The following is a 21,344-nucleotide window of genomic DNA, read 5'->3' on the forward strand; positions in this document are numbered from 1 at the left end:
AAAGCGCGGTCGGAGACCGCATGACAAGTGGAGCAACACAAGATGGAGTGGGCAACAGGCACGCGCGTGCGTGCGATCGCAGCCGCGGCGAGCATCGCGTTCGGGGCGGCGGCGGCCGGGCAGGCATTCGCACAGACGGCGCCGGCCGCGAATGCGGGCGCAGCGGCATCGACGGGCAGTGCCGCATCGAACGGCGCGAGCGACGGCACGCTGCCGACGATCAGCGTCAACGCGGCCTCGGAAGGAGACGGCACGGTCGGGCTCGTCGCGAAGCGCAGCCGGACCGGCACGAAGACCGACACGCCGATCAACGAGATTCCGCAGACGATCAACGTCGTCACCGCGCAGCAGATCGAAATGACGGGCGCGACCGACGTGAACACGGCGCTGCGCTACGTGCCGGGCTTCTCGTCGTACGGTTCGGACAACCGTTCCGACTGGTACGCGGCGCTGCGCGGCTTCACGCCGACCGCGTACGTGAACGGGCTGCAGGTGCCGAACACGCTGAACCTGTCGAGCTGGCGCGTCGACCCGTACATGATCGACAGCATCACCGTGCTGCGCGGGCCGACCTCCGTGCTGTACGGCGCGGGCGACCCGGGCGCGATCGTCGACGTGCACACCAAGCTGGCCGACGGCGAGCGCGTGCGTGAAGCGGGCGTCGAGATCGGCAACTACGCGCGCAAGCAGTTCATGATCGACGTCGGCGACAAGCTCGATCCGGACGGCAAGTATGCGTACCGGTTCGTCGGCGTCGCGCGCGACGGCAACGCGGTGACCGGCCCGAACAACGACCAGCGCGTCGCGCTCGCGCCGTCGTTCCGCTGGCGCCCGAACGCGGATACGTCGCTGACGCTGTCGGCGACCTATCTGCAGGACTGGGGCGACATCTCGTCGAACTTCCTGCCCGCGCAGGGCACGGTGCTGCCGAACCCGAACGGGCAGCTCGGCAAGGACGTGTACGAAGGCGATCCGAACTTCAACTACTACCGCAAGAAGCAGTGGTCGGTCGGCTATCAGTTCGAGCGGAACCTGACGCCGAGCTGGACGTTCCGCCAGAACACGCGCCTGATGCACCTGTCGCTCGACAACGGCTCGGTGTGGGGCGCCGGCTTCGCGGACGACTCGCTGACCGACGTCAACCGCTGGGCCGGCGTGTTCCAGATGAACTACAGCCGCTTCGACATCGACAACAACGTCGAGGGCCGCTTCGCGACGGGGCCGCTCCAGCACACGCTGCTGCTCGGCTTCCAGTACAACCGCCAGACGGCGACCGACAGCGAATGGCTCGCCGCCGCGCCGACGCTGAATCTCTACAACCCGGTGTACACGCCGGTCACGACGGCCGTGTTCTCCAATCCGGACACCACGTACCGCACCAACACGTACACGGCGATGAACACGTTCGGCCTGTACGCGCAGGACCAGATCAAGTGGAACCGCTGGACGCTGACGCTCGGCGGCCGCGAGGACTGGGTCAACATGCGGATGGACGATCGTGCGGCCGGCACGCAGTCGAAGGCGGACGTGAGCGCGTTTACGGGCCGCGTCGGCCTCACGTACCAGGGCGACTACGGGCTGTCGCCGTACATCAGCTACGCGACGTCGTTCAATCCGCTGATCGGCGTGAGCCTGTACGGCGGCGGCCTGCCGAAGCCGACCCGCGGCAGGCAGGTCGAGGCCGGCCTGCGCTGGCAGCCGCCCGGCAAGAACCTGATGCTGAACGCGGCGATCTACCAGATCAACCAGACCAACGTGCTGACGGCGACGCCGACGAGTCTCGATCCAGCCGGCACGACATCCGTGCAGGCGGGCGAAGTACGCTCGCGCGGGATCGAGCTGAGCGCGACCGGCAAGGTCACGCCGAACCTGTCGCTGATCGCGTCCTACGTGTACCAGGACGTGAAGGTCGTGAAAGCCAACGACGCGTCGCTGAACAACTGGCCGGTCGACGTGCCGCGCCCGCGCCAGATCGCGTCGCTGTGGGCCGACTGGACGTGGCACACGGGCCCGCTGTCGGGCTTCGGCCTCGGCGGCGGGATTCGCTACCAGAGCGCGTCGGCCGGCGACACCGACAACTCGCTGACGGTGTCGAGCTACACGCTGTTCGATGCGGCGATCCACTACGACGTGCGCAACTGGCGCTTCGCGGTGAACGCGACCAACCTGTTCAACCGCCACTACATCAGCGGCTGCCAGTCGAGTTCGGTCTGCATGTTCGGCAACGATCGCACGGTGATCGCCACCGCGAAATACAACTGGTGACGATGCGCGCCGCGGCTCGCCCGCCGCGGCGCCTTCGTCCGTTTTCCACGACGCATTCATGCCGAAGAAAAATCTCGTCTACATCCAGTCGCTGCGCAACGGCGCAGCCGATCGCGCCGGCCAGCCGGTCGCCTACCGGGGCGGTACGCGCTACATGAAAGCGCCGCTCGAATTCCTCGTCGAGCGGCTGAACGACTCGCCGCTCGGCGAGCGCTACACGCTTGCGGGCGTGATCGTCGACGACGACGAAGGCTCGGCCGCCGACCGCGCGAAGCTCGCCGACTACGGGTTCGCGCGCACGCCGGGCCGCCCGTGGATCCTGCCGGACGGGCTGACGGTGCAGGGCCGGCCGGTCGACGCACTGTTCTGCTCGATCCCGTCGATCTATCGGCGGCTGCCGCGCGACGCGCGCGAGCGCGTGGCGGGCAAGCAGGCGTTCGAGCGGCGGCTGCTCGAACGCCTGCTGGAGCTGAACGCCGACCTCGTCGTGCTCGACGGGCTGCTCGTGATCCTCGACGAACTCGTGCGGCCCGGCGCGCGCTTTCACCGGCGCATCGCGAACATCCATCCCGGCATCACGGCCGACGCATCGCCGTACCAGCGGCGCGGCGCCTGGGCGACGCTCGACGCGCTGCACGGCGCGCGCGGCGAGCGGGTCGACTGGGCGACCGGCGCGACGACGCCCGTCGAACCCGTGACGATGACGGGGGCCTCGTTCCACTACGTCGACAACGGCATCGATTCCGGCGAAGTGATCTGCGACGTGCTCGACACGCCGATCGCGCCGGACGACACGATCCTCGAACTGCGCTGGAACAACTTCCAGCGCAGCCTGTTTCCGGCGCTCGAGCGCGGGCTTCATGTGCTCGCCGACCGCCACGACGCGGGAGCACTGTGATGGAAGACACGCTGACGAAACCGGCCGACGCGGCGCACGCCGTCGAAGGCGAAGTGGCTGCCGCGCTCGACGGCGCGGCGCACGGGCAGGTCGCGCCCGAGGCCGTGCACCGGCTCGACGCGTGGCGGCCCGACGACCCGCCGGCCGCGCTGCTCGCGGCGTTCGTCGCGCTGTTCAATACCGACGTGCGGCGCGACGCGGCGACGGTCTCGCTGCCGCTGGCCGGCGCCGATCCGGCGGCGGTCGCGTCGTACGTCGCCCGCGCGGTGCGAGAGGGGGTGGTCGACGGCGCGCAGAGCGTCGGCGACCGGCTGCACGCGAGCGCATCGCGCGCGACGTTCTGGCAGAACCCGCAGCCGTGGCTGAAGGCGCCGGCCTCGGGCGGGATGCCGCTGCGCTACACGATCACGAACGGCCACCGGCATCCGGTGCGGCCGCCGACGCCGGCCGGCGAGATCTACGCGCGCTACATGCCGCCGGTCGGGATGACGTTCAGCCTGCGCACCGTCGACGTCGATGCGCATGCGGACCTGTTCAGCGGCTGGATGAACCTCGATCGCGTCGCCCATTTCTGGGATCAGCGCGGCACGCGCGACGAGCATGCCGCGTATCTCGCCGAACGCCTGGCCGATCCGCACATGCATCCGATGATCGGCTATTTCGACGACACGCCGTTCGGGTATTTCGAGTTCTACTGGGCGAAGGAGGACCGGCTCGCGCCGTTCTACGACGCGCACGACTACGACCGCGGGCTGCATCTGCTGATCGGCGACTCGCGCTTCCAGAGCGCGGGCAAGCTGCACGCGTGGTGGAGCGGGGTGCTGCACTACATGTTCGTCGACGACCCGCGCACGCAGCGGCTCGTCGGCGAACCGCGCGTCGATCACGTGCGGCACATCGCGTACATGCACCGGCTCGGCTTCCACACGCTGAAGGAGTTCGACTTCCCGCACAAGCGCGCGGCGCTGACGATGATCGAGCGCGACACGTTCTTCGACACGTTCCGGCTGCCTTGACCGGCCGGCGCGCAGCATCGGCCGGCCGGGGAATGGTGCGCGTCGCCGGCATCGTGAAGAATGGATCGCTCTCTCTCGACGACAGGATGGATGGCGACATGGCCGAAACGCACGACGCAGGATGGGGCACGATGTCCGGATCGCGTGCCCCAGCATTGACATATGTCGGCATATGTTTAGAATGAGCGCATCGTAGTCCCGTGGAGTGGCTCATGCGTACCGTTTCCATTTTCAAGAACGCCCGTAACCAGGCGATCCGCATCCCGAAGGACATGGAATTCGAGGGGGTGACGGAACTCGAGATCCGCCGGGAGGGCGACACGCTGCTGTTGCGTCCGGTGCGTCCGACCTGGATGTCGCTCGCGAGCGAGCCGCTGGCCGACGCCGACTTCCTCGCCGAACGTCCGGCCGTCGTCGAATCCGGCCGCTTCGACCTGCCCGGCGACGATGCCGCGCCGACGGAGTCCGGCCGGTGACCGCGCTCTACATGCTCGATACGAACATCTGCTCGTTCATCATGCGCGAGCGGCCGGCGGCGGTCCTGTCGCGGCTGCAGGCGTGCGTCGATGCGCAGCACCGGATCGTCGTGTCGGCGATTACCTATGCGGAAATGCGGTTCGGCGCGATCGGCAGGAAAGCGTCGCCGAAGCATGCGGATCTCGTCACGGCCTTCGTCGCGCGGCTGGACGGCGTGCTGCCGTGGGACACGGCGGCGATCGATGCGACCGTCACCGTTCGCACGGCGCTTGCCGCGCGCGGCACGCCGATCGGCGCGAACGACGCGTCGATTGCCGGGCATGCGATCGCGGCCGGCGCGGTACTCGTGACGAACAACAGTCGCGAATTCCGCCGGGTCGAGCGCTTGTCGTTCGAGGACTGGGCGGCTTGAGGGCGCAGGCGCTGCCCGGGTTTCATCCGGCAGTCGGCGATCGCAGGCTCAGCGCGGCTGCCTGTCCATTTTTTTGGGGCGTACATGAAAAGTGTACATACGGCGAAAAACGTACAGGCGCCCTCCAGGTCGATCCGGCGCTTCAAAGGAGTTCGTCGCGCCGCTCACGTTTCCCATACGACCGTCTGCCCCGATTGCGCCCACTGCGCCGCGCGAGGCAGATAGTGCGCCTCGATCGCGGCCCGGCGGATCTTCAGCGTCGGCGTCAGCATCGCATTGTCGACGGTCCACGACGTGCCGGCGATCACGCAGTACTGCAACTGCTCGTGGCGCTCGATCGTCGCATTGACCCGCTCGCGCAGCGCGTCGAATTCGCGGCTCAGTGACGCACGCGCGAGCGTGCCGGCGGCGAGCGCGTCGCGCGTCTCGGGCGTCGGCAGCAGCAGCGCGAACGGCATCGCGCAGCCGGCGCCCGCCACGCAAGCAGCCTCGACGCGCGGATGATGCAGCAGTTTCTGCTCGATCGGCAGCGGCACGACATACTTGCCTTTCGCCGTCTTGAAGATGTCCTTGATGCGGCCGGTGATCGTCAGGAAACCGTCCGCGTCGATGATTCCGCAGTCACCAGTGCGAAAGAAACCATCGGGCGTCGTCTGCGCGGCGGTGAGTTCCGGCTGCTTGTGGTAGCCGAGCATCTGCCCCGGGCTTCTGATCTCGATTTCGCCGTTCGCGGCAATGCGCGCGACGACACCGTCCTGCGGCTGACCGACCGTGCCGTGACGCGCGTGGCCTGCGCGCGTGACGTGCGAGAACGCGGCGTTTTCGCTCATCCCGTAGATGTCGAGCAGTTCGAGGCCGAGTTCGCGATACCACTGCGTCAGGTGTATCGGCACGGGCGCAGTCGCGGTGATCGCGATTCTCACGCAGTCGAAACCCAGTTCGCGCAGGATCCTGCGCTTGATCTGCGGCCCGACCCACGGCAACGCGAACAATGCGCGCTGCTTCGACCGCGGAAGCCTGTCGCAGACGCGCAGATAGAACCTGTTCCATAGCTGCGGCACCGAGAAGAAGATGGTCGGCCGCGCGCGCTTCAGGTCGTCGGCGAACGTCGTCGGCGATTCGGCAAAAAAGACGCGATAGCCGAACGCCAGCGACGCCGTCTCGACCGCGATGCGCTCCGCCATGTGCGCGAGCGGCAGATAAGAGAAGCCGCGCTCGTCGGGTGTGGTGGGCCACCACGGCGTGCGCTCCATCGCGCGGATCGGCGCGGCGATGCTGCGGTACGAGTGCATCACGCCTTTCGGCTCGCCCGTCGAGCCAGACGTATAGACGATCGTGCACAAGGTGTCGGGGGACGGGCGGCGCACCTGCGCGAGCGGCGCATGACGGGCGACGAGGTCGTCCCACTGCGGCACGTCGCGTCGCGGCGACTGTGGCAGCCCGAGCAGCGGCAAGCCGGGCGGCAGCCGCTCGCCGATCTTCGGCCAGTTGTCGGTCGACCCGTCGAGCTTGCCGAGCATCAGCAGCCTCGCGTCGCTGTGCGCCAGCGCGAAGCGGGCCGACTCCGCGCTGATGGCCGGAAGCAGTGGAACGCTGACCATGCCGGCCAGCATGATCGCGAGGTCCGCCATGATCCAGTGTGCGCTGTTCCTGCCGAGCAGCGCGATGCGGCTGCCTTCGGGCAGGCCGAGCGTCGCGAGGTAAGCCGCGATGCTGCGCGCCTGCGCGCCGATCTCGCCCCACGTGTAGTCGACGACCGAGCCGTCAGCGTAGGGCTGCGTCAGATAGATGGCGTCGTGTCGCTCGGCTTCCCACTTCAGGAAGCGGTCCACGACGGTTGCGTTGTCAGGAATCGTCATCGCGCGACCCTCCGATGTCTGCGTTTCGAATCCCCGGATCAACGCAGTCGCGCGCAGCGTCACATTCCGCGACGGAGCCGTTCGAGCGATTGCCGCTGGACTGCCATCGAGGCAGCGATTTCCGGCCGGCGTGCGGCTCGCCGGACCGTCGATTCTTCAGGTAAAACAGCGTGCGCGTCACGCCTCGAGCGGGCATGACGCCAAATGAAGGGCGCACGTCGGTGAAGTGTAAGCGCGCGTGCAGCGTTCTGAAACTATCGACTTCCATGATGCGCGAGCGCCGCCTCGGGCGCAGACGGCCGGTACTCCCGTCTCGCCGCAGGGGAGTGGCCCACAAGGCAACCAACGGTTGCCACGACCACGAGTTCTGGTCTGTTCGGTTGCTGTCGAAGTGACTATCCTAGCCGACACGATTCCCCATTCCCCAGGAGACGACACCGTGACGCACAGCGTGATTCCCGCAGGCCTTGCCGACGAAATGATCGACATCCGGCACCGCATCCATGCCCATCCCGAGCTGGGTTTCGAGGAATTCGCGACCAGCGACCTCGTTGCGGAGCAACTGCAGGCGTGGGGCTATACCGTGCATCGCGGGCTCGGCGGCACGGGCGTCGTCGCCCAGCTGAAGAACGGCGATGGCGAGCGACGCCTCGGCCTGCGCGCCGACATGGACGCGCTGCCGATCCACGAAGCGACCGGCCTGCCGTACCAGAGCACGATACCCGGCAAGATGCACGCGTGCGGTCATGACGGTCATACGGCGATGCTGCTCGCGGCCGCGAAGCACCTCGCGCGCGAGCGGCGCTTCTCGGGCACGCTGAACCTGATCTTCCAGCCGGCCGAGGAAGGGCTCGGCGGCGCGAAGCGCATGCTCGACGACGGGCTGTTCGACTTGTTCCCGTGCGACGCGATCTTCGCGATGCACAACATGCCGGGCTTCCCGACCGGCCGACTCGGCTTCCTGGCGGGGCCGTTCATGGCGTCGTCCGATACGGTCGTGATCGACGTGCAGGGCCGCGGCGGTCACGGCGCGGTGCCGCACAAGGCGATCGACCCGGTCGTCGTCTGCGCGCAGATCGTGATCGCGCTGCAGACCATCGTGTCGCGCAACGTGTCGCCGCTCGACATGGCGATCGTCACGGTCGGCGCGATCCACGCGGGCGAGGCGCCGAACGTGATTCCCGATCGCGCGCAGATGCGCCTGTCGGTGCGCGCGCTCAAGCCCGAGGTGCGCGACCTGCTCGAGACGCGCATCAAGGAGGTCGTCCACGCGCAGGCGGCCGTGTTCGGCGCGACCGCGACGATCGACTACCAGCGCCGCTATCCCGTGCTCGTCAACGACGCGGAGATGACTGCGTTCGCGCGCAACGTCGCGCGCGAATGGGTCGGCGAGGCGAACCTGATCGACGACATGGTGCCGCTCACCGGCAGCGAGGATTTCGCGTTCCTGCTCGAGAAGCGCCCCGGCTGCTACCTGATCATCGGCAACGGCGACGGCGAGGGCGGCTGCATGGTGCACAACCCGGGCTACGACTTCAACGACGCAGCGCTGCCGACCGGCGCGTCGTACTGGGTCAGGCTGGCCGAGACGTTCCTGGTCTGACGGGAGATAGGGCACAGAGGCGCTGCGGAAACGGATGTGCCGAAAACGCATCCGTCATCCGCAACGGCGGCGACGATCGCAATACGACGCTATTCCATCGGAATACGAAACGAGGCCGCCGGCGCATTCACCGCTGCCCGCCCGCCGCACCGTCCGCTGAATCGCCCCAGATCGTCTCGCCGTCGAACAGCGCGACCAGCGCTTGCGGATTCGACGGCCAGTACAGGTGCATGTAGGTCGCGACGATCGCGCCGTGGCGATAGACGGCTTCGCCGCTCCCCGCTGCGCCGTCGGGCCGCGCCGCGTACGCGACCGGCTCGAGCGGCGTCGCAAACCGCGAGTAGTGGAACGTATGACCGCGGATCGCACCGGCGCGCGTGTCGAGCTGCTGCATCCCGAGCGCCGCGAATCGACGCTGCATCGTCGCATGGCCCGGCAGCAGGCCGAGCATCGGCGTCGTGACGCCGTCGACGTCGGTCAGCGATTCACCCAGGTAAACCATCCCGCCGCATTCCGCGACGATCGCCTTGCCCGCCGCCGCATGCGCGCGGATCGTCCGCGCGGTCGCGGCATTCCCGGCGAGCGTCGCCGCATGCAGTTCCGGATAACCGCCCGGCAGGAACAAGGCATCGCAATCGTCGGGCACGGGTTCGTCGGCGAGCGGCGAGAAAAACCGTACCTGCACGCCGAGCGCGTCCAGCAGCGCGAGATTCGCCGGATAGAGGAACGAGAACGCCGCATCGCGCGCGATTGCGATGCGCCTGCCGGCGAGCCGGCGCGGCAGCGGCGGCGGCGCGTCAGGCTCCGCGAACGCGACGGCCGGCGGCAATTCGGCGAGCGCCGTGTTCGCGAGCACATCGGCCGCACGCTCGAGCCGCGCGTCGAGATCGTCGATGTCGTGCGGCTGGTGCAGGCCGAGATGCCGTTCCGGCAACGCGATACCCGCATCGGCCGGCACGTGCCCGAGCCAGCGCAGGTCGTCGGGCAGCGCCTGCCGCAGCAGGGCCGCGTGCCGCTCGGAGCCGACGCGATTGGCCAGCACGCCGTGAAACGGCACGTCGGGCCGGAACCGCGCGAGCCCGAACGCGATCGCCGCGAACGTCTGCGCCATCGCTTTCGCCGAAATCACCGCGACCACCGGCACGCCGAATGCGGCTGCCAGATCGGCGCTGCTCGGCGTGCCGTCGAACAGGCCCATCACGCCTTCGATCAGGATCAGGTCCGCGTCGCGCGCGGCATCGGCGAGCAGCGCGCGGCAGCCGGCCGCGCCGACCATGCCGAGGTCGAGCGCATGCACGGGTGCGCCGCTCGCGCGCTCGAGCAGCATCGGATCGAGAAAGTCGGGACCGGTCTTGAACACGCGCACGCGCCGGCCGAGCCGGCGGTGCAGCCGCGCAAGGCCGGCCGTCACCGAGGTCTTGCCCTGGCCGGACGCAGGCGCGCTGACGAACAGCGCGGGACAGGCCGGCATCGCTCAGAACTCCACGCCGCGCTGCGCCTTCACGCCTTGCTCCTTGTACGGATGCTTGACGAGCCGCATCTCGGTGACGAGATCGGCCGCGTCGATCAGCGCATCCGACGCATGCCGCCCGGTGACGACCACATGCAGCGACGCCGGCCGTGCGGCGAGCGTCGCGAGCACTTCGTCGAGCGGCAGGTATTCGTACTTCAGCACGGTGTTCAGTTCGTCGAGGATCACCATCGCGTACTCGCCGCTTTCGATCATCCGGCGCGCCTCGTCCCAGCCCTTGCGCGCGGTCGCGATATCGGCGTCGCGGTTCTGCGTGTTCCACGTATAGCCGTCGCCCATCGTCACGAAGTCGCATTCGGCGACGCGGCCAAGGAAATCGCGCTCCGACGTGTGCAGCGCGCCCTTGATGAACTGCACGACGCCGAGCCGCATGCCGTGGCCGAGCACACGCACGGCCATGCCGAACGCGGCCGTGCTCTTGCCCTTGCCGTTGCCCGTATGGACGATCAGCAAGCCCTTTTCGTTGACGGCGGCAGCCTGTTTCTTCTCGTGGCCGGCGCGGCGGCGTTCGGCCATCCGCTGGTGGGATTCGGCATCGGTCTTCATCGGGAATGGTCCTGTCGAAAGCGAAACAAAGGGTTCAGAGCGGGCCGGCGAGCGCGACCGTCACGCCGTCCCGGATGGTTTTGGGGCCGAGCAGCCGACCATGCGGCGCCGCAAGCTGCGCGCAAGGCTCGGCGACCCCCGCGACGCCGAAGCGCGCGAACGCGGCGGCCGACGCACCGCTGGCGGCCAGTTCCGGTCGCCCCGCGAGCAGCGCGGCGTCGAATGCGACCAGCGGCCAGCCGCGTCGGCTGCAGAGCCGGCGCAACCCGCAGGCCCGGGACTTCTCCGCGAGCGTCGCGACGACCACCGGCTGCGCGCCGGGATGACGGGCGAGGGCGGCGCGAATCGCGGCGTCGAGTTGCGCGGCGCTGGCGCCCGCGCGAAAGCCGATGCCGAGCGCGACCCGCATCACGTGCGCTGCGGCCGCGCAGCGCCGGCCAGCGCGGCCTGCACGGCGGGATCGGCGGCCAGCGCCGCCACGCGACCGATCACGACGATCGCCGGCGAGCCGATGCCCGCCGCGCGGATTCGCTCGACCAGCATCGCGAGCGTGGCCAGCACGTGCCGCTGTCCGGCGCGCGTGGCCGATTCGATCGCCGCGCACGGCGTGTCGTCCGGCAGGCCGCCCGCGCGCAATGCCGCGACGATCGCGTCGACGCGGCGAATGCCCATATAGATCACGAGTGTCATGCGGGTGGCGGCGAGCGCGTGCCAGTCGGGCTCGTCGGCGGCCGCGCCGTGACCCGTGACGAAGATCACGCCCTGCGCGTCGCCGCGATGCGTGACCGGAATGCCGAGCGCGGCCGGCGCGGCGATGCCGGCCGTGATGCCGTTGACGATTTCCACCGGAAAGCCGGCCGCGCCGAGCGCGAGCAGTTCTTCGCCGCCGCGGCCGAACACGAACGGATCGCCGCCTTTGAGCCGCGCGACGCTGCGGCCCGCGCGCAAATGCGCGAGCATCGCGGCGACGATCGTCTCCTGCGGCGTCGACGCATGGCCGCCGCGTTTGCCGACGTGCTCGATGCGCGCCTCGGCGCGCGCGTGGCGCAGCACGTCCGGATTGACGAGATCGTCGACCAGCAGCACGTCGGCCTCGCCGATCACGCGGGCGGCCTTGAGGGTCAGCAGTTCGGCGTCGCCGGGACCGGCGCCGACGAGCCAGGCGCGGCTCATCGCGCGCAACACGGCGCGAACCGTGACGAAGCGACGGGGAAGGGCGACGAACCGGCGGCGCGGCGGCCTGTGAAATGGCGTGACATGGCGGAATGAAGAGACCCGTATCGGGCCGGTGAAACGCGCACACCATCCGTCCCCCGCGGATAGGGCGTTCGGCGAGCGTCGGGCTCACCCCTTGCGTCGGCCGGTATCCGGGCTGGCCGCTTGCCAGGCCGCAGCCTTCCCGTCCGGCTGGCGGACAGTGGCATCGTGGGCGGCATGGGCGCGGGCGTTGCAGGACGCGTCGCGCGGGCGGCGTACCGTTGCGGGGACAGCACAGGCCGGGCGGATGTCCGCCTCCTGTTTCCCGTTTAACTGCATGCGCGGAATGCGCATGCGAGCACCGAACGCGGCGCATACGATAGCACAGGCGCTGCGGCCGGCGGATTCGCCGGAGCGTCGACCACAGGCGGGCGGCGAGCGTGCAGGCCGCACGCCGTGCGTTTCGATCGGCGACAAGGAAGGTGCGCCATCCGCGCTCCATCGCGATCCTGCCCGCGCGCCGTTGGCCCGCCTTGACGCTCCCCGCCGCGACGCCTACACTCGCACGCGTTTTGGTGCTCGCGCGTGCCGCTCCGGCGCGCGCAGTTAAACGGGAAACAGGGAGCCTGCCTGCGCCGCAGTCGAGCCAACCTGTGCTGCCCCCGCAACGGTAAGCGAACGCGTCGCGCGTCAGCGCGATGCAGCGCCGCTTCGCCGCATGCCGCGTGCATGCGGACGACCGCCACTGGATGCCGCGCGCATCCGGGAAGGCGAAGCGGCGTGTTCGTCAGCCCGGATACCGGCCTAAACGAAGGGGTTCAGCGCCGCGGGGAGGCGGCGCATCGTCCACGGCCGCAGCATGCCCGACGCCCGAGCGTTTCCCGATTCCGCCGCCAGGCTGCCATCCGCGCGACCGCGCCTGGCCCCGCGGCGAACGGCAGGCGTTGCGGGCGGCGCTGCCGGCGGCCGTGTTGGCATTCACGTGTCGACCGTTCGCAAGGAAGCGTCATGCCCGACTCATGTTTTCGCCCGCATCGGCGCGCCCGTCGCAGCGCGCCGGCGCCTGCGCGCGGGCGGCCGGCGCCGCGCACCGAGCCCCCGCACGTGAAGCGCCCGTTCCCCGCGAGCCCGCCCCGGCCGGCCGCACCTCGTCCCGTCGCGCGCCGCGCCGCAGCCGGCGCGACGACGCCGGCCTGACTCCACCGATTCACTCGACACTGGACCTACCATGACCATGCGCAAGCTGCCCGTCACGATCGTCACGGGCTTTCTCGGCAGCGGCAAGACCACGCTGATGCGCCACATCCTGCAACACGCCGAAGGCCGCCGCATCGCGGTGATCGTCAACGAATTCGGCGAGCTCGGCATCGACGGCGAAATCCTGCGGGGCTGCGGAATCGGCTGCGACGATGCGCAGGACGAAGCGTCGGGCCAGCTCTACGAGCTCGCGAACGGCTGCCTGTGCTGCACCGTGCAGGAGGAGTTCTATCCGGTGATGGAAGCGCTCGTCGAGCGGCGCGCGGACATCGATCACGTACTGATCGAGACGTCGGGCCTCGCGCTGCCGAAGCCGCTCGTGCAGGCGTTCAACTGGCCGACGATCCGCAACAGCTTCACGGTCGACGCGGTGGTTACCGTCGTCGACGGGCCGGCCGCCGCGAGCGGCCAGTTCGCGGAAAACCCGCAGGCCGTCGACGCGCAGCGCCGCGCCGACCCGAACCTCGACCACGAATCGCCGCTGCACGAACTGTTCGCCGATCAGTTGTCGTCCGCGGATCTCGTGATCGTGAACAAGGCCGATCTGGTCGATGCCGCGCAGTTCGAGCAGATCGAAACCGCAATTCGCGACGAAATCCCGCCGCAGGTGAAGATCGTGCGCGCGACGCGCGGCGAACTCGATCTGGCGATGCTGCTCGGGCTCGAATCGGCGTCGGAGGACACGATTCATCTGCGCCACGATCATCACGGCTCGGCCGACGACGGGGACCATGACCACCATCACGACGACTTCGACTCGGTCGTCGTGAGCGGCGACGCCGGCTCGCGCGACGCGACGATCGCCGCGCTGCAGCAGCTCGTCGAAACGCATACGATCTATCGCGCAAAGGGGTTCGCCGCGCTGCCCGATGCGCCGATGCGACTCGTGATCCAGGGTGTCGGCCGTCGTTTCGACAGCTATTTCGACCGTCGCTGGCAGGACGGCGAAACGCGCGCGAGCCGCTTCGTGCTGATCGGCGAGGACCTCGACGCGGCCGAACTGCAGCGCGCGTTCGAGGCCGCGTGCGCGGCCGCGCTGCAGCAGGCGTAACGCGCGATGCATCTGCTGCGCACCACGCCGGGCGGCTTCGTCGACGATACGCAGGGCGTCGTGCGGATCGACCAGCAGCCGGCCGACATCGTGATCCTCAGCTCGGCCGACACGACGCTGTCGCTGCTCGCAAGCGTCGTGCCGCGGCTGCCGGCCGGCTTCCCGAGCGTGCGGCTCGCGAACGTCACGTTCCTGCGGCAGCCGGCGTCGGTCGACTTCTACGTCGACGACGTGCTGCGCCACGCGAAGACGGTCGTGATCGACCATCTCGGCGGCGAGGCGTACTGGCCGTACGGAATCGAGCAGGCCGTGTCGCTCGCGTCGAAGCAGCGACAGCAGCTCGCGATGTTCTCTGGCGACCTGCAGGAAGATCCGAACCTCGTCGCGAAAAGCACGGTCGCGCCCGAGCTGTGCCGGCTGTGGTGGCGCTACCTGCGTGAAGGCGGCGTGCACAACGCCGAGGCGCTGCTGCGCAGCATCGCATTCCATACGCGCGGATTCGGCGACGAACCCGCGCCGCCGCGGCCGCTGCCGGCCGCCGCGCTGTATCACCCGGCGCGCGATCCGGCCGGCATCGACGACTGGCTGCCGCGCTGGACGCCCGGCGCGCCCGTCGTCGCGATCCTGTTCTATCGCGCGCACTGGCAGGCCGCGAACACGGCCGTGTTCGACGCGCTGGCCGACGCGCTCGTCGAACAGGGCCTGAATCCGCTGCCGATCGCGGTGACGTCGCTGAAGGATGCGGTAAGCCGCGACGTGATCGCGCAACTCTGCGCAACCCACGAAGTCGCGCTCGTGCTGAACACCACCGCGTTCGCGGCGGGGGCGATCGACGACCCGGAGCCGAACGTGCTGGCCGGCGACGCGCCCGTGCTGCAGGTGATCCTGTCCGGCGGCAACCGCGACGCGTGGCTGGCCGACAACCAGGGGCTGCATGCGCGCGACATCGCGATGCACGTCGCGCTGCCCGAGGTCGACGGGCGCATCGTCACGCGCGCGGTGAGCTTCAAGGGGCTCGCGTATCGCTGCCCGCACACCGAGGTGGACGTCGTGCGCTACCAGCCCGACGCCGAGCGGATCGCATTCGTCGCGGCGCTCGCGCGCGGCTGGTGCCGGCTGCGCACGCTCGATCATGCGGACAAGCGCATCGCGCTGATCCTCGCGAACTATCCGCAAAGCGAAGGGCGCATCGGCAACGGCGTCGGGCTCGATACGCCGGCGTCCGCGCTGCGCGTGCTCGCGGCGCTGCGCGAGGCGGGCTACACGCTGCCCGACCTGCCGCCCGACGGCGACGCGCTGATCGCGCAACTGACCGAGGGCGTGACCAACGATCCGGCCGTGCACGCGCTGCGCCCGGCCTTCCAGAGCTACGCGCTGGCCGACTACCGCGCGCGCTTCGCGCAGCTGCCGGCATCCGTGCGAGACGCGCTGAACCAGCGCTGGGGCCTGCCCGAGGCCGACCCGACGCTGCGCCGCGGGCGCTTCACGATCGCCGGCTGGCGCGCGGGCCACGTGTTCGTCGGCATCCAGCCGTCGCGTTCGCGCGACGAGAACGATTACGCGAGCTACCACGACGCGGAACTGGTGCCGCCGCATGCGTATCTCGCGTTCTATTTCTGGTTGCGCGACGTGTTCCGCATCGACGCGGTGATCCACCTCGGCAAGCACGGCAACCTCGAATGGCTGCCGGGCAAGAGCGTCGCGCTGTCCGACGCATGCTGGCCGGACCTGACGCTCGGGCCGCTGCCGCACCTTTACCCGTTCATCGTCAACGATCCGGGCGAGGGCAGCCAGGCGAAGCGGCGTGCGCAGGCCGTGATCGTCGATCACCTGATGCCGCCGCTCACGCGCGCGGAGAACTACGGGCCGCTGCAGGATCTCGAACGGCAGGTCGACGAATACTACGAGGCGCTGATGGTCGACGCGCGGCGCGCGAAGCTGCTGCGCAGGACGATCCTCGCGACGATCGCCGAACATCGGCTGCACGACGAGTTGAGCGTATCGCCGCCGCGCGACGCGGGCGACGAGGACGCGCTGCTCACGCGCGTCGATGCCTGGCTCTGCGAGCTGAAGGAAGCGCAGATCCGCGACGGGCTGCACGTGTTCGGCGCGTCGCCGGCCGGTCGCCAGCGCCGCGATACGCTGCTCGCGCTGGCGCGCTTTCCGGTCGGCGACGGCAAGGGGCCGCGCGCGGGGCTGATCGGCGCGCTCGCGCGCGATCTCGCGCTCGGCGACGATTTCGATCCGCTCGCGGCCGACTGGGCCGCGCCGTGGAACGGCCCGCGCCCCGACGTGCTGCAGGCGCTCGACGCGTCGCCGTGGCGACATGCGGGCGATACGCGCGAGCGGCTCGAACGTCTTGCGCAACAGTGGCTCGATCGCCTCTGCGCGGATGCGTCCGGCGACGCGTTCGCCGCACCGCCAGGCGCATGGCCGCATACGCTGCCGGTGATCGAACGCATCCGCGCGACGCTGATGCCGGCGCTCGACGCGTGCGGCCGCGAGGAAATGCGCCAGCTGCTGCGCGGGCTCGGCGGCCGCTTCGTGCCGCCGGGGCCGAGCGGTTCGCCGTCGCGCGGCCGCCCGGACGTGCTGCCGACCGGCCGCAATTTCTACTCGGTCGACACGCGCGCGGTGCCGACCCAGGCCGCATGGTCGCTCGGCCTGAAATCCGCGCAGCAGCTGATCGAACGCCATCTGCAGGACCACGGCGACTATCCGCGCGCGATCGGCCTGTCCGTCTGGGGCACCGCGACGATGCGCACCGGCGGCGACGATATCGCGCAGGCGTTCGCGCTGCTCGGCGTGCGGCCGAAATGGGCGCACGGCAGCCATCGCGTGACCGACTTCGAGATCCTGCCGATCGAGATCTTCGACCGGCCGCGCATCGACGTGACGCTGCGCGTGTCGGGCTTCTTCCGCGACGCGTTCCCGAACCTGATGCATCTGTTCGATGCGGCCGTGCAGGCCATCGCGGCGCTCGACGAGCCCGAGCACCTGAACCCGGTGCGCGCGCGCATCGAGCGCGAACGGAATCAGTGGATCGCGCAGGGCGTGCCGGCCGACGACGCGCGGCGCCGCGCGGGCTGGCGCGTGTTCGGCGCGCGGCCGGGCAGCTACGGCGCCGGCCTGCAGGACCTGATCGACCAGCGCCGCTGGCAGACCGACGCGGATCTGGCCGACACGTATCGGCAGTGGGGCGGCTACGCGTATGCGCAGAACAGCGCGGGCGACGCCGCGCCCGACGTGTTCGGTGCGCGGCTCGCGACGATCGACGTCGTCGTGCAGAACCAGGACAGCCGCGAGCACGACATCCTCGACTCGAACGACTACTACCAGTTCCAGGGCGGCATGACGGCGGCCGTGCGGCATCTGTCGGGGCGGCAGCCGAGCATCTACCACGGCGATCACGCGAACCCGGCCGCACCGAAGATGCGTACGCTGCGCGAGGAGATTGCGCGCGTGATCCGCTCGCGCGTCGTCAACCCGAAATGGCTCGACGGCGTGAAGCGCCACGGCTACAAGGGCGCGGCCGAAATGGCCGCGACCGTCGACTACCTGTACGGCTATGACGCGACCGCGCGCGTGCTGTCCGATCACCAGTACGCGCTGGTCGCCGACGCGTACCTGTTCGACGACGACACGCGCGCGTTTCTCGAGCGGCACAACCCGAAGGCGCTGCACGGCATCTGCGAACGCTTCGTCGAAGCGATGCAGCGCGGACTGTGGCAGCAGCCGGGCGACTATCGCGCGCGCATCGAAGCGGTGTGGCTCGCGAGCGAACAACTTCAGGAAGGAGAGCGGCGATGACCGAGCCGACGATGCAACACGCCCGCGCGGGCCTGCCCGCGGTCTTTCCGTTTGCCGCGCTGGTTGCGCAGCAGCCGTTGCAGCAGGCGCTGTTGCTCGCCGCGATCGATCCGTCGCTCGGCGGCGTGCTCGTCAGCGGGCCGCGCGGCACCGCGAAATCGACCGCCGCGCGGGCGCTCGCCGAACTGCTGCCGGAAGGCGCGTTCGTCACGCTGCCGCTGTCGGCCACCGACGAGCAGGTGACGGGCACGCTCGATCTCGCGCATGCGCTCGCGGAGAACGGCGTGCGCTTCCGCCCGGGCCTGCTTGCGCGCGCGCATCGCGGCGTGCTGTACGTCGACGAGGTGAACCTGCTTGCCGACGGCCTCGTCGATACGCTGCTCGACGTCGCCGCGAGCGGCGTGAACGTGGTCGAGCGCGATGGCGTGTCGCATGCGCACGATGCGCGCTTCGTGCTGGTCGGCACGATGAATCCGGAAGAAGGCGAACTGCGCCCGCAACTGCTCGACCGCTTCGGGCTGATGGTCGAGCTCGACAACTGCTTCGACGCCGCGCAGCGCGAGCGCATCGTGAAGGCACGGCTGGCGTTCGATCTCGATCCGCACGCGTTTCGCGCGCGCCACGCGGATGCGCAGGCCGCGCTCGGCGAGCAGATTCGCGCGGCGCGCGCACGGCTGCCCGCGCTCGGTTTCGACGATGCCGTGCATGCGCGCGTCAGTGCGCTGTGCATCGACGCGGCCGTCGACGGGCTGCGCGCCGACCTCGTGATGCTGCGCGCCGCGCGCGCGCTCGCCGCGCTCGAACAGGCCGACGCCGTGACGGTCGGCCATGTCGAGCGCGTCGCCGAAGCCGTGCTGCGGCATCGGCGCCATGCGGGCGAGCCGCCGGCGTCCGGAACATCGCAGCCCGACGGCGAGCGCGACGAACGCGCAGCGGCGCACGCGCACGAAGCGGCGGCCCATACGTCGGGGCCGGCGCGAGGCGACGCAACGGAATCGGAGGCCGACTGGGGCTATCTGCCGCCCCAGCCGGCCGGCCTGCGCGACGTGAAGGGCGTGGTCCCGCTGCCGCTAAAAAAACGCTGAGCCATCGAGCCGGCGCCGCCGCGAACCCGGTTCGCGGTCCTCGATGGCATGCAGGCGCCGCCGCGCGTGTGCCGGGCATCGTGCGCGCGGGCACGGCCGTCGCGTGGCCCGCGACGCTCGCCGTGAAGCGCGCCGGGCAGCTGCAGGCCGCACATCTGCGTTTCCGGAAACGGGCCGGCGCGCCGCGCACGCTGCATTGCTTCGTGCTCGACTGTTCGGCGTCGATGCTGTCGCACGACCGGCTCGCGCTCGCGAAGGGACTGCTCGTCGCTTACTTCGACGAGGCCGCGCGCACACGGGCCGAGACGGCGCTGATCTGTTTCGGCGGCAATGGCGCAACGCGGCGCTTCGGCCCGGCCGTGCCGCGCTGGTGGAACGCGCGCTGGCTCGATCCGGTGGCGGGCGGTGGCGGCACGCCGCTCGCGGACGGCCTCGCGGCCGCCGCGCAATTGCTCGCGCGCGACGCGCGGCGCGATCCGGACAAGCAGCGCTGGCTGTGGGTGCTGTCCGACGGCCGTACGCGCGACACGCCGGCGCAGCCGGCGGCGGCCGATCACGTCGTGTTCGTCGACTTCGACGACGCGGCCGTGCGGATCGGGCAGGGCGCGCGCCTGGCCGCCGCGTGGGGCGCGCAATGGGTGACGGCCGGCATGCTCGGCCGCGAGGCCGGCCACCGATAGCGCCTCCCGCACCGGCCGCGCGGTGACCCGACGCGAGGCGGCGGCCGACGCTGCGCTATGATCGGCGTTTCTCTCCGATGGAAATGCCGCCATGCAAGTGCTGGTCGATGCCGACGCGTGTCCCGCCGTCATCAAGGACATGCTGTTCCGCGCCGCGCGTCGCGCCGAAGTCTGCGTGACGCTGGTCGCCAACCAGTATCTGCGCACGCCGCCGTCGCCGTTCATCAAGGCGCTGCAGGTGCCGGCGGGCTTCGACGCGGCCGACGCGCGCATCGTCGAGCTGACGACGGCCGGCGACCTCGTGATCACCGCCGATATTCCGCTGGCCGCTGCGGTCCTGGACAAGGACGCGCATGCGCTCGATCCGCGCGGCAACTGGTTCAGCCGCGACACGATCGAGGAGCGCCTGTCGATGCGCGCGATGATGGACCAGTTGCGCAGCGCGGGCGTCGAGACGGGCGGACCGGCGCCGTTCAGCGCGCGCGACGGCAAGACGTTTGCCGCGCAGCTCGACCGCTTCCTCGCGCGCCACGGCGCGCGGTGACGCCGGGCCCGGCCGGCGGTTCGGGCGCTTCGGCTGCGTGCGTCGATCGCGTCGATTGCCGGCCTGGCTGCGGTTGCGATCGCGCGTCGCGCAGGCAAACGTCGCCGCACGACGATGCAGGCCGGCGCCGACGCTGATATCGTGGCGCGTACAACAACGACTATCACGGAGTGCACGCGTGTCGCCGACCCGACTTCTCGTCCCCACCTTCACGCAACTGCTGCGCGCCCAGTCCGCGTGGCTCGACAAGGCGGCCGCGCATCGGCAGGCCGCGGGCGGCGAGCCCGATGCGCTGCTGACGCTACGGCTCGCGCCCGACATGTATCCGCTCGCCGCGCAGGTGCGGTTCACCTGCTTCCAGGCGCTGGAGCCCGTTCATCGCCTGCGCGGCGAGGCGCTGCCGGACGCGCTGCTCGCGTTGCGCGAGGCCGGATGGCATGCGGATGAACGACCGGGCACGCTGCGCGAGGCGCAGCAGAACCTCGCCGGCGCACTGGCCTTGCTCGACGGGCTGGCGCCGGACGCACTCGACGGCGGCGCCGCGCTGCCGGTCTCGCTCGCGCTGCCGAACGGGATCGTGTTCGACATGACGGGCGAGCAGTATGCGCGCGACTGGGCGCTGCCGCAGTTCCACTTTCACGCGATCGCCGCGTACATGATCCTGCGTCACCACGGCGTCGAACTCGGCAAGGCCGACTATGTGCCCCACATGATGGCGTACATTCGCCCCGGCACGCTGCCGCAGCAGTGAGCCGCCCGGATTTTCCCTGCCGGCGGCCCTGGCCGATTTTTGGCTGGTTAGAGTCGCATCACGAGACGGCCGCGACGCGTACGCCCAGCTGCGACGCGCGACGGTCGGTCCTGACGACAACGACTGCGGGGTTTCGAATCATGAGCGCTTCCATCCGATCCTTTCCAACCGGCCCGGTCGGCGGCGTCGTCGCGGGTATCGCGATGATCGCGGCTGGCATCTGGCTGGGGCTGCATCCGGCCGTCCTGCACGCCGACGCGGGGCCCGGCGATTCTGTCGCGGTCGGCCTCGCGATGATCGGCGCGTTTGCCGCCGTCTACGGCAGCCACGAACTGCGGCGCAGAAAGCGTCGCTGATTCGCG

General features: G+C 70.0%; 18 protein-coding genes and 2 riboswitches. Of the genes, 13 read left to right on the plus strand and 5 right to left on the minus strand.

All coding sequences use genetic code 11. The annotated features are described in order from the left end of the window. The first annotated feature begins 42 nt into the window (after positions 1 to 42). The 5 genes from WS57_RS26760 (at position 43) to WS57_RS26780 (ending at position 5,068) form a co-directional block, all read left to right on the plus strand. A complete protein-coding gene (locus WS57_RS26760; RefSeq protein WP_059479462.1) occupies positions 43 to 2,265 on the plus strand; it encodes a TonB-dependent siderophore receptor in 2,223 nt (740 codons plus the stop codon). Positions 2,266 to 2,323: 58 nt separating this feature from the next. Further along, positions 2,324 to 3,163 (plus strand): formyltransferase family protein, encoded by an 840-nt coding sequence (locus WS57_RS26765; protein WP_069245079.1) that lies wholly within the window; start codon positions 2,324 to 2,326, stop codon positions 3,161 to 3,163. Then, positions 3,163 to 4,179, plus strand: a complete 1,017-nt coding sequence (locus WS57_RS26770) for a GNAT family N-acetyltransferase (protein ID WP_069245080.1) — start codon at positions 3,163 to 3,165, stop codon at positions 4,177 to 4,179. The genes WS57_RS26765 and WS57_RS26770 overlap by 1 nt, the downstream gene beginning before the upstream one ends. Positions 4,180 to 4,391: 212 nt before the next feature. After that, positions 4,392 to 4,655: a type II toxin-antitoxin system VapB family antitoxin gene (vapB, locus tag WS57_RS26775; protein WP_009694207.1), complete on the plus strand. Its 264-nt coding sequence runs from the start codon at positions 4,392 to 4,394 to the stop codon at positions 4,653 to 4,655. After that, positions 4,652 to 5,068 carry a PIN domain-containing protein gene (locus WS57_RS26780; protein WP_081056911.1) on the plus strand — a complete coding sequence of 139 codons (417 nt, stop codon included), beginning with the start codon at positions 4,652 to 4,654 and terminating at the stop codon, positions 5,066 to 5,068. The genes vapB and WS57_RS26780 overlap by 4 nt, the downstream gene beginning before the upstream one ends. Before the next feature lie 164 nt (positions 5,069 to 5,232). Here WS57_RS26780 and WS57_RS26785 read toward each other — a convergent pair whose 3' ends face one another. Continuing rightward, entirely contained in the window at positions 5,233 to 6,927 is a 1,695-nt protein-coding gene (locus WS57_RS26785; protein WP_059601404.1) for an AMP-binding protein, read from the minus strand. A gap of 439 nt (positions 6,928 to 7,366) precedes the next feature. Between WS57_RS26785 and WS57_RS26790 the strand changes: the two genes are divergently transcribed. Continuing rightward, entirely contained in the window at positions 7,367 to 8,530 is a 1,164-nt protein-coding gene (locus tag WS57_RS26790) for a M20 aminoacylase family protein (protein WP_069245081.1), read from the plus strand. 127 nt (positions 8,531 to 8,657) lie between these two features. Here the strand turns inward: WS57_RS26790 and WS57_RS26795 are convergent, their stop codons facing one another. Genes WS57_RS26795 through cobA form a run of 4 tightly spaced genes read right to left on the minus strand, consistent with a single transcriptional unit; the run spans position 8,658 to position 11,780 of the window. Beyond that, positions 8,658 to 10,001 (minus strand): cobyrinate a,c-diamide synthase, encoded by a 1,344-nt coding sequence (locus WS57_RS26795; protein WP_069245082.1) that lies wholly within the window; start codon positions 9,999 to 10,001, stop codon positions 8,658 to 8,660. A gap of 3 nt (positions 10,002 to 10,004) precedes the next feature. Continuing rightward, entirely contained in the window at positions 10,005 to 10,607 is a 603-nt protein-coding gene (gene cobO / locus WS57_RS26800; RefSeq protein ID WP_009694214.1) for a cob(I)yrinic acid a,c-diamide adenosyltransferase, read from the minus strand. Between the two features lie 34 nt (positions 10,608 to 10,641). Continuing rightward, entirely contained in the window at positions 10,642 to 11,016 is a 375-nt protein-coding gene (locus WS57_RS26805) for a cobalamin biosynthesis protein (protein WP_069245083.1), read from the minus strand. Further along, on the minus strand, positions 11,016 to 11,780 hold the full coding sequence (gene cobA, locus WS57_RS26810; protein WP_069245084.1) for a uroporphyrinogen-III C-methyltransferase: 765 nt from the start codon (positions 11,778 to 11,780) through the stop codon (positions 11,016 to 11,018). The genes WS57_RS26805 and cobA overlap by 1 nt, the downstream gene beginning before the upstream one ends. A 167-nt stretch (positions 11,781 to 11,947) precedes the next feature. Next, positions 11,948 to 12,185: riboswitch (cobalamin riboswitch) on the minus strand. 175 nt (positions 12,186 to 12,360) lie between these two features. Then, positions 12,361 to 12,627: riboswitch (cobalamin riboswitch) on the plus strand. A 405-nt stretch (positions 12,628 to 13,032) separates the two neighbouring features. Between cobA and cobW the strand changes: the two genes are divergently transcribed. From cobW to WS57_RS26845, 7 genes are all read left to right on the plus strand, one after another. After that, the gene (cobW, locus tag WS57_RS26815; RefSeq protein ID WP_069245085.1) at positions 13,033 to 14,112 is read left to right on the plus strand and encodes a cobalamin biosynthesis protein CobW; all 1,080 of its coding nucleotides are present in this window, start codon (positions 13,033 to 13,035) and stop codon (positions 14,110 to 14,112) included. 6 nt (positions 14,113 to 14,118) lie between these two features. Next, positions 14,119 to 17,922: a cobaltochelatase subunit CobN gene (gene cobN, locus WS57_RS26820; RefSeq protein ID WP_069245086.1), complete on the plus strand. Its 3,804-nt coding sequence runs from the start codon at positions 14,119 to 14,121 to the stop codon at positions 17,920 to 17,922. After that, on the plus strand, positions 17,919 to 19,007 hold the full coding sequence (locus WS57_RS26825; RefSeq protein WP_069245087.1) for an ATP-binding protein: 1,089 nt from the start codon (positions 17,919 to 17,921) through the stop codon (positions 19,005 to 19,007). Before cobN ends, WS57_RS26825 begins: the two co-directional genes overlap by 4 nt. A gap of 68 nt (positions 19,008 to 19,075) precedes the next feature. Beyond that, the gene (locus WS57_RS26830; RefSeq protein ID WP_059601394.1) at positions 19,076 to 19,687 is read left to right on the plus strand and encodes a vWA domain-containing protein; all 612 of its coding nucleotides are present in this window, start codon (positions 19,076 to 19,078) and stop codon (positions 19,685 to 19,687) included. A gap of 91 nt (positions 19,688 to 19,778) precedes the next feature. After that, on the plus strand, positions 19,779 to 20,231 hold the full coding sequence (locus WS57_RS26835; RefSeq protein WP_040127408.1) for a YaiI/YqxD family protein: 453 nt from the start codon (positions 19,779 to 19,781) through the stop codon (positions 20,229 to 20,231). A 178-nt stretch (positions 20,232 to 20,409) separates the two neighbouring features. Then, on the plus strand, positions 20,410 to 20,982 hold the full coding sequence (locus WS57_RS26840; RefSeq protein ID WP_059519449.1) for a DUF1993 domain-containing protein: 573 nt from the start codon (positions 20,410 to 20,412) through the stop codon (positions 20,980 to 20,982). Positions 20,983 to 21,122: 140 nt separating this feature from the next. Beyond that, on the plus strand, positions 21,123 to 21,338 hold the full coding sequence (locus WS57_RS26845; RefSeq protein ID WP_059601390.1) for a hypothetical protein: 216 nt from the start codon (positions 21,123 to 21,125) through the stop codon (positions 21,336 to 21,338). Positions 21,339 to 21,344: the final 6 nt, after the last annotated feature.

The organism is Burkholderia pseudomultivorans, assembly GCF_001718415.1.
Classification (GTDB): domain Bacteria; phylum Pseudomonadota; class Gammaproteobacteria; order Burkholderiales; family Burkholderiaceae; genus Burkholderia; species Burkholderia pseudomultivorans_A.

What these genes read in the sequence shown, in the direction of transcription:
- WS57_RS26760 (WP_059479462.1), top strand. Translation starts at nt 43, where the DNA reads ATGGAGTGGGCAACAGGCACGCGCGTGCGTGCGATCGCAGCCGCGGCG.
- WS57_RS26765 (WP_069245079.1), top strand. Translation starts at nt 2,324, where the DNA reads ATGCCGAAGAAAAATCTCGTCTACATCCAGTCGCTGCGCAACGGCGCA.
- WS57_RS26770 (WP_069245080.1), top strand. Translation starts at nt 3,163, where the DNA reads ATGGAAGACACGCTGACGAAACCGGCCGACGCGGCGCACGCCGTCGAA.
- vapB (WP_009694207.1), top strand. Translation starts at nt 4,392, where the DNA reads ATGCGTACCGTTTCCATTTTCAAGAACGCCCGTAACCAGGCGATCCGC.
- WS57_RS26785 (WP_059601404.1), bottom strand. Translation starts at nt 6,927, where the DNA reads ATGACGATTCCTGACAACGCAACCGTCGTGGACCGCTTCCTGAAGTGG.
- WS57_RS26795 (WP_069245082.1), bottom strand. Translation starts at nt 10,001, where the DNA reads ATGCCGGCCTGTCCCGCGCTGTTCGTCAGCGCGCCTGCGTCCGGCCAG.
- cobO (WP_009694214.1), bottom strand. Translation starts at nt 10,607, where the DNA reads ATGAAGACCGATGCCGAATCCCACCAGCGGATGGCCGAACGCCGCCGC.
- WS57_RS26805 (WP_069245083.1), bottom strand. Translation starts at nt 11,016, where the DNA reads ATGCGGGTCGCGCTCGGCATCGGCTTTCGCGCGGGCGCCAGCGCCGCG.
- cobA (WP_069245084.1), bottom strand. Translation starts at nt 11,780, where the DNA reads ATGAGCCGCGCCTGGCTCGTCGGCGCCGGTCCCGGCGACGCCGAACTG.
- cobW (WP_069245085.1), top strand. Translation starts at nt 13,033, where the DNA reads ATGACCATGCGCAAGCTGCCCGTCACGATCGTCACGGGCTTTCTCGGC.
- cobN (WP_069245086.1), top strand. Translation starts at nt 14,119, where the DNA reads ATGCATCTGCTGCGCACCACGCCGGGCGGCTTCGTCGACGATACGCAG.
- WS57_RS26825 (WP_069245087.1), top strand. Translation starts at nt 17,919, where the DNA reads ATGACCGAGCCGACGATGCAACACGCCCGCGCGGGCCTGCCCGCGGTC.
- WS57_RS26835 (WP_040127408.1), top strand. Translation starts at nt 19,779, where the DNA reads ATGCAAGTGCTGGTCGATGCCGACGCGTGTCCCGCCGTCATCAAGGAC.
- WS57_RS26845 (WP_059601390.1), top strand. Translation starts at nt 21,123, where the DNA reads ATGAGCGCTTCCATCCGATCCTTTCCAACCGGCCCGGTCGGCGGCGTC.